This is a genomic window from Pseudomonas sp. NPDC087626 (assembly GCF_044743405.1).
Classification (GTDB): Bacteria; Pseudomonadota; Gammaproteobacteria; order Pseudomonadales; family Pseudomonadaceae; genus Aquipseudomonas.
The window spans coordinates 331,706-342,899 of record NZ_JBIUWJ010000002.1 but is presented as its reverse complement, the minus strand read 5'-3'; the positions used below and the strand labels follow the sequence as shown (position 1 = coordinate 342,899).

At 57.7% G+C, this 11,194-nt stretch carries 15 protein-coding genes; 1 reads left to right on the top strand and 14 read right to left on the bottom strand.

Annotated features, from left to right (window positions below; all coding sequences use genetic code 11):
* Positions 1-9: 9 nt before the first annotated feature.
* The 10 genes from ACIOVD_RS03420 to ACIOVD_RS03375 form a co-directional block, all read right to left on the bottom strand.
* Positions 10-522 (bottom strand): integrating conjugative element protein, encoded by a 513-nt coding sequence (locus ACIOVD_RS03420; protein WP_401126128.1) that lies wholly within the window; start codon positions 520-522, stop codon positions 10-12.
* Entirely contained in the window at positions 519-1,067 is a 549-nt protein-coding gene (locus ACIOVD_RS03415) for a lytic transglycosylase (protein ID WP_401126126.1), read from the bottom strand. The genes ACIOVD_RS03420 and ACIOVD_RS03415 overlap by 4 nt, the downstream gene beginning before the upstream one ends.
* Positions 1,049-1,768 carry a TIGR03759 family integrating conjugative element protein gene (locus ACIOVD_RS03410; RefSeq protein WP_401126125.1) on the bottom strand — a complete coding sequence of 240 codons (720 nt, stop codon included), beginning with the start codon at positions 1,766-1,768 and terminating at the stop codon, positions 1,049-1,051. Before ACIOVD_RS03410 ends, ACIOVD_RS03415 begins: the two co-directional genes overlap by 19 nt.
* 9 nt (positions 1,769-1,777) lie before the next feature.
* Positions 1,778-2,449, bottom strand: coding sequence for a chemotaxis protein (locus ACIOVD_RS03405; protein WP_401126123.1), 672 nt, complete (start codon positions 2,447-2,449; stop codon positions 1,778-1,780).
* The gene (locus ACIOVD_RS03400) at positions 2,446-2,988 is read right to left on the bottom strand and encodes a PilL N-terminal domain-containing protein (RefSeq protein ID WP_401126121.1); all 543 of its coding nucleotides are present in this window, start codon (positions 2,986-2,988) and stop codon (positions 2,446-2,448) included. Before ACIOVD_RS03400 ends, ACIOVD_RS03405 begins: the two co-directional genes overlap by 4 nt.
* 106 nt (positions 2,989-3,094) lie before the next feature.
* A complete protein-coding gene (locus tag ACIOVD_RS03395) occupies positions 3,095-3,841 on the bottom strand; it encodes an ABC transporter substrate-binding protein (RefSeq protein ID WP_401126119.1) in 747 nt (248 codons plus the stop codon).
* Between the two features lie 52 nt (positions 3,842-3,893).
* On the bottom strand, positions 3,894-4,388 hold the full coding sequence (radC, locus tag ACIOVD_RS03390) for a DNA repair protein RadC (RefSeq protein ID WP_159994858.1): 495 nt from the start codon (positions 4,386-4,388) through the stop codon (positions 3,894-3,896).
* Positions 4,389-4,488: 100 nt separating this feature from the next.
* Entirely contained in the window at positions 4,489-4,746 is a 258-nt protein-coding gene (locus ACIOVD_RS03385) for a hypothetical protein (RefSeq protein ID WP_093432336.1), read from the bottom strand.
* Between the two features lie 69 nt (positions 4,747-4,815).
* Positions 4,816-5,397, bottom strand: a complete 582-nt coding sequence (locus ACIOVD_RS03380; protein ID WP_401126117.1) for an STY4534 family ICE replication protein — start codon at positions 5,395-5,397, stop codon at positions 4,816-4,818.
* Between the two features lie 903 nt (positions 5,398-6,300).
* Entirely contained in the window at positions 6,301-6,642 is a 342-nt protein-coding gene (locus ACIOVD_RS03375) for a helix-turn-helix domain-containing protein (RefSeq protein ID WP_401126115.1), read from the bottom strand.
* A 209-nt stretch (positions 6,643-6,851) separates the two neighbouring features.
* Here ACIOVD_RS03375 and ACIOVD_RS03370 point away from each other — a divergent pair, with 209 nt between their 5' ends.
* Complete coding sequence (locus ACIOVD_RS03370; protein ID WP_029290884.1) at positions 6,852-7,109, top strand: hypothetical protein; 258 nt, start codon at positions 6,852-6,854, stop codon at positions 7,107-7,109.
* A 44-nt stretch (positions 7,110-7,153) separates the two neighbouring features.
* On the opposite strand, the gene ACIOVD_RS03365 is transcribed toward ACIOVD_RS03370, so the two are convergent.
* The 4 genes from ACIOVD_RS03365 to ACIOVD_RS03350 all read right to left on the bottom strand — a co-directional run bounded on the left by ACIOVD_RS03365 (position 7,154) and on the right by ACIOVD_RS03350 (position 11,080).
* Entirely contained in the window at positions 7,154-9,121 is a 1,968-nt protein-coding gene (locus ACIOVD_RS03365) for a DNA topoisomerase III (protein ID WP_401126113.1), read from the bottom strand.
* Positions 9,122-9,342: 221 nt separating this feature from the next.
* Positions 9,343-9,813: a single-stranded DNA-binding protein gene (locus ACIOVD_RS03360; RefSeq protein ID WP_159994866.1), complete on the bottom strand. Its 471-nt coding sequence runs from the start codon at positions 9,811-9,813 to the stop codon at positions 9,343-9,345.
* A 2-nt stretch (positions 9,814-9,815) separates the two neighbouring features.
* A complete protein-coding gene (locus tag ACIOVD_RS03355; protein ID WP_401126111.1) occupies positions 9,816-10,328 on the bottom strand; it encodes a DUF3158 family protein in 513 nt (170 codons plus the stop codon).
* On the bottom strand, positions 10,325-11,080 hold the full coding sequence (locus tag ACIOVD_RS03350; RefSeq protein WP_401126109.1) for a PFL_4669 family integrating conjugative element protein: 756 nt from the start codon (positions 11,078-11,080) through the stop codon (positions 10,325-10,327). The genes ACIOVD_RS03355 and ACIOVD_RS03350 overlap by 4 nt, the downstream gene beginning before the upstream one ends.
* Between the last annotated feature and the right edge of the window lie 114 nt (positions 11,081-11,194).

Sequence of the window (11,194 nt, the reverse complement as noted above, 5' to 3'; positions counted from 1 at the left end):
GACCTGGACTCACTGTTCCAGTGAAATGGCAGTGATCAAGACGGGATAGTGCTCAATCTGCAGGCGGATGGCGATGTCGTTGCCGTTGACCGGCAGGATGGTGATGCCCGGAGCGGCTGCTCGAATCCGGGCCAGGGCTTCATTATCGGCCACTTCAACGGCGAGGCCAGCCGCGCCCATTTCCTGCAGTTCAGCAGCGCGTTGACGCAGCCAAGTCAGCGACTGGGAATCGTCACCGACCAGAAAAAATGGCCGTAAGCCAGGCATGTTTAGAGCGCGAGACGTGATCTGGCCGGGGCTCAAGTGGGAGCTGCGGATGGGCAGTATCCAGGCTTCATCGGCAACCGTGGACAGGTCCGCATGCATGGCCCAATCAGGCTGGGTTCTGTTTATTGACTGCCTGGCAGCTTGAAAATGCGGGCGGATCAAGTCGTTAGGCTGATCCTCGGCTACGGTCAGTTCCGGCAGGGCGAAAGTCGCCAGGAGCAGGATGAAGTAGCAGGTAAGGGGTATTCGCTTCATGGTGGTGTGCTCTGTTTGAAGGAGACCTGCAGTCGTTCGAGTTTTCGGGAAAAGCCGGCGCGGTAACGCGCGGCCGGCGTTCCTCCTGCCGGGCGGTGATAGCGTCCGGCAGCTAACACCCAATCACCTGTAGCGGCGTGATGCTCCTGCAACAGCGCGGCGGTCACGGCGAGATTTCGGTAGGGATCAAGGGCTTCGCAAGGGCTGGAAAAGCGGTATCCGTGGTAACCCAGGTTGGTTTGCCCGAGACCGACGTCGACCCGCTTGGCGTCATGTCGGGCGAGGGCCTGAAGCAAGGCGTGACAGGCGGCCTGGCGAGCGGCGAAGCGGTAGGGTGTTCCGGCGATGTTCAGGGTCCAAGGCCAGGGCCGCAGTCGACCACGGACGTGGATACCACTCTCCTGCAAAGCAATCGCGAACAGCACCGTCGAAGGGATGTCGGCATCATGCGCCGCCAGTTGGTAGGCCGGAGGCGGCAGTTCGTCAGCCTGGACGGCGAGCAGCATGAGCAGGAGCGCAATACCACTCAGTTGAGGCGTTGCCATTGTCCATTTACCTGTTGGAATGTGGCGGGCAATGGTCCCGGGGCACCCAGGCTGAACCAGCGGCCACGGTCATGGTTCAGGGTGATCTGCTGGCGTTGGACCTTGGTCGGATCGATGCCGGCTTGCCGAGCCCAGCTACGGACGCGTTCATCCTCGCCATGGCTGCCCACCAGGTAGATATCGAACGCAGTGTCACTGCTTTGTAGACGCTGTGCTTCAACGGTGCACGCTGGGCAGTGGTCCTCCACAAATAGAGACTGGCGCGGCAAGACCGATGAGCTAGCACGGGATGGGGATGCCATGCCCTGGATCGGCAGCAGCCCGGGAAACAGCTTGTCCCAGGCGGCGGTGTAAGCGTTTTGATAGGCCAATTCGCGCTCGGCGCGCTTGGCTTCCAGCGCTACCTGTAATTCGGCATAGCGCTGGCGTTCCTGGTCGGTCTGGGCCTCGACCCCGAGCGCGGTCAACGGATCGAGGTTCGGGCTCCAGAAACCGCGCGGGCCGACTTGGATCTGTTCGAAGCGCGTCCACTCCTGCTCCGTCAGACCCCAGCTCGCCGCCTGTTCAGAGTCAGAGCGCCCCAGGGGAGCGGACTGCGTGTCCTGGATCCGTGATTGTGTCGCGACGGGGTTGCCCACCGCAGCGCCCATGGCCAGTAGCGAAGCGAGACAGACAACGGTGGGCAGTAGCGCTCTGTTCATGATCACTACTCAAGGGAGGTGCACGGTCTGATCTGGCTGAGCGGCCACCGCGAAGATGGCTGAGTTCGGCTCCAGTATTTTCAGGCGCCAAGCCCCTTGCTGCTCACCACTATGTAGCAGCCGGACATCCGTGAGCGAGCGACTGTCATGAGGTGCGACCGCCAGAAAGCGCTCACCACCGCGGTACTCGACACTCAATACTGAAAACGGTGGCGAGAGCGGGGGGGGGTTGGGGCGAGCGGTCTTTTTCGGTTTGGTCGCAGAAGGCGTCGGCGATGGGGGTGATGGCTGGGTCTGGTGCTCCAGGAGCTGCTGCTCGACCTGTTCAAGGCGTGCGCGCAGCGCTGTCAGGTCTGCCTGGGTGGCGCGGGCTGCGAGACCATCACGCAGTTCCTGTATCTCTTGCGCCCACTGATCCAACATCGGATCGAGGGTATTGGCCTGTTGCTCACCAGTATCGACCATCTGCATCAGGTCTTTAAGCGCGTACTGCAGCTTCTCCTGGGCATCCTTGAGGGCGCTTGAATCGTGTTGCAGGGTGTCCAGGGTTTGTAGGTGTTGGGTGTTCGTGCTCTGCAGTTCGGCCACGCGTTGATACTGGTTATACAAACCACCACTCAGGCCGGCGACCGCCAAGCAAAGTAGCCCAATGATGAGGGTTTGAAACGTCGAGGCTCTCATGGGCGTGCCTCCAACTGATGGGGCGAGACGGGTGTGATCAGCGCGACGCCGGCCTCCGTTTTCTGCTGTTCGAAGCAGACTGAACGGCTGACTTCGTCGGTCGTGAGTTGCCAGGCGGGGCCAGCGAGCACTTGGAGCGCGCGGCGCAAAGAGATCGGGCCGAGCCGGTAATGGGCCGCGGGCAGGGGCCGAGTAAACAGCACCCTCACCGACGCGGTAACGGGGCAGAGCGCATAGCCCGAGCGCTGCAATACGTAATGCAACGCATCCTGCACTGAAGGGTTCAGGCTGGACGGGATGCTCACGTCAATGATTTGGGCAAGAAGATCGCGTTGTTCCGTGGTGGGCTCGGTGCTGACCAGCGTGTAGCGGCCATAACGAAGCTCTGCCGGATGGCTTTCTTCGGCTATGCCCTTCGAGTGCTGGGCCCGATTGGAGTAACTGTCGATCTCTGGATTGGTCGGCAAAGGGTCGGGGATTTGCGCGGTGCAGGCGCTCAACAAACCCAGCAGGCAGACAGGCGTGAAAAAACGCTCCATGGAAAAAACCTCATGTCAGATTCAGTGCAGAACCTGACATGAGGTGAAGGAGCGATTCAGTGAGAAAGTTGATTCAAGGTGGGTCGTGTTAACGCTGAACACGTTGCTATTCATCGAAAATGGCGAGCCCATCCAAGACGGCAGCGTCGGGGTCGAAGATCAACAATCGCACATCCGCCAATGCCGCCAAATACAGTACGTTGACCAAAGTTTCCGGTGTGCCTGCGTCGAGTTGTTCTTGTCTCAAGCTCGAATAACGATTGCCCTCAATGTTCAGCAAGTTCTCGTCCGTCCATGGCGTGCCGATCAGTTTGCAACCGATACCGCAGCAATCTGGCAGCGTAAAAAGCTCGAACAAGAGGCCGGTTTGCCTCGGAACGAAGTGACTGACCCACTCCTGCAGATAAAGCATCGCTTCTTCGGGAAGGTGCGCGGTACTGATTTCCCAGACTCGACTGTAGTGTCCTGTTTCGAAGCTCAAGTGATGGACCATGGCTTGGGCCTCTTCCAGGGAGTACAGATCACCGAGGTGATGCCGCTCGTTGAGCATTTCGCCCATCACAGCGTAGATCACTTGGCGCACTAGCCCGCTGGACTGACAGCGTTCATCCAAATTATCCGGAATGGAGTGGCCTTCGCTGATCACGGCGAAATCGTCATTGAACAGGCAGGGGAACAGTTCCAGCTCGTCGTCGGACAGATGGGCTTGTGCATCATGCACTGGTCGAAAGCAGGGAGGGCAGTCGTCTTCGTAGATGATCAGTAGCAGCCGATCGATATGAAGGTTGTCGTAACTGCGAGCAAATGGGTTTGAGGCCGCCAGCAGGGCTGCAGCTTGGTGTGTGGGGTTCATGAAGGTTCTCCAGAATGAAAATGAACAAGGCGCCCGAAGACGCCTGTGAGGGTTAAAGCCAGCCATGTTCGGCAAGGGAGAGAGGACGACCTTCACCGACGATGAAGTGATCCAGTACGCGCACTTCGACCAAGGCCAAGGCCTCCTTCAACCGTGCGGTCAAGATGCGATCCGCCTGGCTGGGTTCCGTACAACCTGAGGGGTGGTTGTGAACAAAAATGGCGGCCGCGGCGTTATGCGCTAGGGAGCGCTTAACGACTTGGCGGGGGTAAACGCTGGCACCATCAATGCTGCCGTGAAAGAGGACTTCGAACGCCAACACCCGGTGTTTGGCATCGAGAAATATCACACCGAAGACTTCATGCTCTTGTTGCACAAGGTGCAGTTTTAGGTATGAAGCCACGGCGTCAGGCGACGTCAGGTTAGGGCCGCGGGCGAACAGCCGACGATCCAGAATATGCAGTGCTTCGTCGATCACCTGGTTTTCTTGGACAATGCGATCAGCCTCGAAATCCGAGGTCTCAATCAGTGTGAGTTGGGTGCTCATGGTGGTACCTCCGAAGGGAACAATCAGGGGTACACGCCCGAGGGGAGTGGTGTCCCCGAGGTGGGTGTGGAGTCGCGGGCGTTAGCAGATGGCGCGCTGTTTACAGTCGCGTGAATCGGTGGCGTTGACCGTGTAGGGGCGAACTACAACCGTCGCAGGGCAATGGGGAAAAAGCTTTTATTCCCCAGCCAGTTTCGGGATCGAAGTCGGCACTGATGGGCATTAACCGAACCAGTTCTCGATGGATGCCGGCGATGCGTTTCTCAATTTCATCCGTCGTGTAATAGAGCGATAACGTGCTGTAATCCTCGTAAGCAGTAGCAAACAGGCAGTCGTCGCAAAGCCAGAAGGATTCCATGTCGTTCTCCTGTGCTATTGAAGAAAAGGCGCTCGAGGGAGCGCCTTTATGTGGAACATTGTTGACTGTTCAGGCGGACTGAACGGTACGGGTGGCATCACGGCGGGCCGTGTGGGGAGTGGGTAAAGATTCAGGTTCGACCTGAGCCTCTGTTGGTTCGTCGGTCCCCTCAGCTTCGGCCTCAGCCGATATTGGAGATGGCTCACTGGTGGGCGCTTGCTCAGCAGGTGCTGTTGCTTCCTGCCTGGCGCGCGCTTTGTATTCGAACGTGCCGTTGACCTTGATCCAGTCGATGAACAGCAAACGACCTTTCAGACTGGCGCCTGGTTGGCCTTGTTTATCGCCTTTCTCGTAGAGAAACGGATCAATCCATAGATCGCCGATACGGAACGACAGCAAGACCTTTTTCTCGGCGTTGACAGCGTCCATGTAGAGACGAATCAAACGTTCAGCTTCGCCTCCAGCGACCTTGCAGTCGAAGCGGGTGTACTCCACGGCATCGGTGGCACCGTGCAGGGCGGCGATATCGCAGGCCATGAATGGCTGGCCGCGGCGGACTTGTACTTCACGAACACGGTTGAGGTAACCGATACCGGTGGTGTGCAGATTGAAGTAAGTGGTCGCTTCTTGGGATTGGTTGGCGTGGGCCATGGTGGTTCTCCTGTTTCAAGGGAAAACGGCGACGCACAGGCCCTGACGGGGAAGTGAGCCCCCGTCAGGGTGGGTAAGGTGAAGTCGAGCGATGAACGACTCGCCACCGGCAAGCCGATGACGATCAGAACGATGCGTCTGGGGAATAGCTGTGCAGCAGAAAACCGTCTGAGGTGGTGATCCGCAGGCATGGGGTAGTGGGCATTCATCACCGCTGATGCGGTAACCGCGCGAGCTTCCGAACGCTGATCGCACTTGGGTAAACCACCACGAACGTGGCGTAGCCTTGAAGGTTCTGGCTACCTGGGCTGGGCTGTCAACGACAGCGAACCACGCCCTTGGTATAAGCCTGTCATAGGGGAGCGTCAAGACGCTGCAACCGGATTTTTTAAGGCCGGAATACAATGGCAGTCACTGGATTGAAGAAAGTGAAGAGCGGGCCTGGCGGGGTGCCAGGCGAGGAACAGAAAAGCCACCTTTGGCGGTCTTACGCAGTCGACAAGCTCCTCGCAAAACTTGGTTTAACTGCGCCATGATTCGCCAACCGACCCTTGTCGTGGCCTGGGTCGGAAGCTGCTGGCACGCATCCGCGCACAAAGGGTGCCCAGTGTTTCCCCGGCGGGCTCCGGGACTGAATACGATCGTCGAAGCGGATGACCGCTATTGCCTGGCAGAGGCAACAGTGGTCATCCGCCACCACAATCAGGTCGAGCACAAAATGGGAGTGAAATTCCGCAGAAGAGAAGGCTCCGAACTCTAGGAGTCCGACCGAGCTGCCCGGAGCGAATCGGTCTTGGGTCGCCGTTGGCGGTGATCCTGAGGCACTACAGCAGAGAGGGTGGGACGACGTCAAGACAGAGGGCGTCCCTCAGAGCCCCCTATATCGAATGCGAGCGAAGGAGCTCACTTGTTGGCGAGATGAGCGGCTAATTGTTCGACGGTTGCCAAGATATAGGCACGGTCGCTTTCTTTCAGTCCACTCAGCAGACCTGCGATCATCTGGCCCTGGTCATTGGGACGATTGCTCGACTCCGTCAGCAGTTCATCCATTCGGCAGTCGAAAATGTCCGCCAACTGCATCAGCTTGACCACGGAAAGCTCCACTACACCCCGCTCCAGGCGCGATATGGCTTCACTGCCGATCCCCATGCGCTCAGCCACCTCTTCCTGGGTCAGATTACGCTTGGTCCGGTGTTTCGCGATCATGCGCCCGATTTGGGCTTGGGTTGGATGTTTATGTGCCAAGTGATGAGTTCTCCAGTTCAACCCGAATGGTTGAGCAAAGACCCATTGACATGAACATCCTTAACGGTTGAGTATCGACTTGTTGGGTTGCTATATTGGCTGAAATCGCTGTGTAATGCGACGTGGGTTCTATTCCTCCAGGAATCAGAGTCCAGGGTGGCCCGTGAGAATGAATGGTCTGATAGGGCCAAGCTGAGGAATGGTTGAGCATGGAAGAGCAGAGCGAGAACGTCATGGATCTGATCTGGGATCGAACACTGGAGCTGTTCATCAAGATTCATGATTGCCCTGATAACCACGAACACTTCGACAGCCTTGTCCGTTGGCTCAACGAAAATCCTGCTCACCTGAAAGCGTTCAACGAACTAGGGCAGATATGGATTTCGACAGGCATCGCCTTGGCGCGTGAAATTGGACAACCACTCAGCGACTTAGAGAGGTATCAGCCGCCGTTGATGATGCACTGACCAGTACATCGCCTCCAATATTCATGTTGATCTTCAATGGCGCGTCATGGGCGACACGAATCTTTTCTGATGGGCACAGTGCCTTTGCAGTCTGGGTAGTGGGAGCACGACCAAAATGGCCCTGATTTCCCCTTTCGTCTGAGTGTTGAGGCATTGCATATGGGGCACGCTGGACCGGCTTCGACAGGTACCGCCAAGGTGAGCGTTCCGCAGTGTTCGACCAATTGCGCAATCCAAGTCGCCTGCTTGGCGACGAACGCATCCAGGGTCAGACGTCCCACTTCGATTTCGTCCAGAGCCTGTTCCCAGATCGCGGTCATACCCGGATCCGCGACCGCAGCAGGTACCGCCTCGATCAGGGTACGGGCCGCTGCGGAGGCCATCAAGGCGCGTTTTTTCTTCAGCAAATAACCGCGATCAATCAACGCCTTGATGATACCGGCTCGCGTGGCTTCGGTGCCGATACCGGTGGTGTCCCGAAGTTTTTGTTTCAGGCGTGGGTCGTTGACCAGCTTGGCCACATTTTTCATGGCCTTGATCAGATCGCCCTCAGTGAGTGGTTTGGGAGCGGCAGTGCGCATGGACTTGAGTTCGACGTCGTCCACTGCGCACTGAGTACCTTGTTGTAAGTCTGGTAAGACTTGAGACTTTTGACTGGGCGCATCGTCCTCGGTGTTGTCGGAGAGCAAGCCTTTCCAGCCCTGGACCAGGATCTGTTTGCCAACAGCGGTCAATCGTTCTTCGCCACACTTCAGTTCGACCTGGGTCCGATCAAACTCATGATGCGGAAGAAATTGCGCGAGGTAGTGGCTACGAATCAGTTCGTAGACTTGGCGTTCTTGTTCGGACATCCGCGCCAGGTTCGCCGGCTCGATGGTGGGGATGATGCCGTGATGCGCTGTGACCTTGGCATCGTTCCACGCACGGGAGTGCAGTAATCGATCGAGTCCTCCCAGTGCGGGCAGCAGTGCGGGATCTGTTTTGAACAGGGCATCGAATACCGCGGGTACCTCGTCGAACATACTCTCAGGCAAATATCGGCAATCGCTGCGCGGGTAGGTGGTGGCTTTGTGGGTTTCATACAGAGCCTGGACGATGTTCAGGGTTTCCTGAACGCCGAGTCCCAGCTTGCGTGAGCAGACTTCTTGCAGTGTGCTCAGGTCTAAGGGCAGGGGCGGCGGTTCTCGGGAATGCTCAGTCTGCAGCGAGAGTACTGTGGCGGTCTTACTGCTAGAGATCGCTTGGACCGCGTGATGGGCAAGCGCCTGCTGCAGGCAACGACCGGCCTCATCTCGTCCTGAGCTTGGTGGTAACCACGATGCGATGAATGGTTGCCCCATTGAGGACAGGTGCACATCCACGTCCCAGTAGGGTACCGAGACGAAGCTGGCAATCGCGCGATCCCGATCGACTACCAGACGTAAAGTGGGTGTCTGGACGCGTCCAACCGACAATACGCCGTCGTAGCCCGCCCGCCGTCCGAGGAGGGTAAACAAGCGACTAAGGTTCATACCAATCAGCCAGTCGGCGCGGCTGCGGGCGAGGGCTGAATGATAGAGCGGGAAGGTCTCCTGGCCGGACTTCAGCGAGGACAATGCTTTGCGAATCGACGCCTCGTTGAGTGCGGATAACCAGAGGCGCTGAACGGGGCCTCGATACTTGCAGAGCTCCAGTAACTCGCGGGCAATCATTTCACCTTCGCGATCGGCGTCGGTGGCGATAACGACGGTGGAGGCTTCGCTGAGCAGGTGTTTGATGATTTTGAACTGCGCGGCAGTCTTGGGTTTGACCTCAACCTGCCACTGCGTGGGAATGATCGGTAGATGATCCAACGACCAGGATTTGTACTGATCGCCATAGGCTTCAGGTGGGGCTGTCTCGAGCAGATGTCCGATACACCAGGTGACGGTTGAATCGGTGCCGATCAGGCAACCATCACCGCGTCGAGTGGCTCCGAGAACCTTGGCGATGTCACGACCTTGGGAAGGTTTCTCGCAGAGGAAGAGACGCATGGAACTACTCCGGATTGAGTTCGGAGCAGCGTTGTTGGAAACAGCCGTTGCGAGATATGAGAAACCTGAATGGCAGGTTCCTCATATTAGTCGGTGAGGACGGGCATAAATGGTCCGAGGCCGCTAGCCGATTGTAGCGTGGACGATAGTGTGGATCTTCACGAGCAGCGAGTAATAACAACCAGCAACTTCGCGCAAAGGCGCAATTTTTATGCCTGAAGTCAGTCCGTAGATGGCTGTCCTCTGCGCTTTCGGGGTTTGGACGTAGCTGAACTGGCCTGCTCTGTATTTTGCCCGACGTGCGTCGCAGATGCCGCCGGTTCACTGGAGCGTTCCCGCATGACCACACTGTGCACCCGGTGAGGCAGGATGCCGACTCGACGGGCCTCGATCTTGAAGGTCACCCGCGCATTGTCATCGCTGTCCTCCCACTCATCGCGCACGGTGCGGCCTTCGACCAATACGCGCATACCTTTCCGATACAGCGTGCTCCAGTGTTCAGCCTCGCGGTGCCAGAGCTCAACCGGCGCCCAATAGCCGCCTCGATCTTCATAGCTGCCATCGCGTGGCACGGGGTTGTCGAAGTACACATTCAGCCTTAGCAAACGCCGTGGCTCGTCATTACCTGACGGAAATTCCTGGAACTCTGGCGCACTGCCGATATTGCCTTCGCCGACAAAAAAAGTACTCATCGTCATTTCTCCACTGCTGGTGTGAATTGGCGCAGCAGCCGTTCGGCACTGGCCATTTTGATCGCGCAGGTCGAGGCCTGGCGGTAGAGCGAATGCACCACACTCATCTGTAGATTCAGTGCGATGCGATTGCATTCGAAACGGCGCAATCCCTCGCGTACTACCTGCGTCAGGGCTTTGTTGGAGATCTGGCGTTCCCAGACCGCCACCCCCATACGGGTGAAGTCACGGGTGCGCCAACGCAAAAAGGTGCTGCCAGCGCTGGTGTTCTGCAGCACCAATCGGATACCCAGCAGTGAGTAAGGGGGCTGTCCGGCTTGCTGCACCACAGCCTCCATCAAGTCACATAACTGCGCCTCGATTTCCCTCGCCATCTGCGCCAGCTGCTCCAACTCCCCCTTACCCTTAAAAGGTTTTAAAAGGCCTTTTAGGGAGGCAGCGTGTTCGAGCTGCCGATAAGCATCCGGTGTCAACGCTTCGAAGGGCATTGGTTGAATCGGGATCATGGGATTCATGCTTCGTCCTCCGGCTCATCCACTGTCGCAGATGGCTCTCCGGCTTCCTCTGCCAACGCGTCAGCATCATCCACTGCTACCGCACCACGACGAATGATTGGCGGCGCGAACTGGGAGCGACGAATACCTTCAAGGATGTCCATCGGGGGCAAACCCAGTTTCTCAATGGCCGCAATGGCACGGGCGTTGTTCGCCGCCATGTCGTCGCGGGTGACGCCAGCATGCCGATAGCGTTGCGCTTGGCCGAACAGGCTGCGCAGCAGATGGGCACCGTCGTCGATCCAGGCTTCCATGTCTCTGCGACCGATCAAGGCTGTGTGATGGGCCAATAGGGTACGACGCACCAGGGTGTCGTAATCGGTCAGCAGGTAGACCGCCAGAAAACCCAGCTGGCTGCCGATATACAACGGAAAGGTCACGGGGTGGATATTGAGGTTGTCGCCCATATCGATCTGCGTCGGCAGGTCTTGTCTGATCCGATCCAGCTGTTGGGTCAGTTCCAGCATTCCGATCTTGGCTTGCGTCAGTTTTTCTTCGAGTTGCACGATGGCCCAGTCGGCATAGGGATCGTCCTGGGCCGCGGTTTGTTTGATCAGGTTGGTGGCACTGATGTAACCGGCCATGCCCATGATCGAGTGGACGCCTTCGCGTGCGGTCCGACCTTGCCAGATACGGGCGGCGTGGTGAGTGTGCAGGGTCAGGGTAATGCTGCTGCGCAATGAACCCAGATTGAGTTGATAGTGATCGGCCATGGTGATGTCCTCGCATTCGCTTGGAGGGGAACGTTGCGACAGATGAGGGGTAAAGACAGCCAAAAAGCTGAATGCGGTCTGTTCGGTTTGGTTTAAGAGTGCTAACTATGTAGA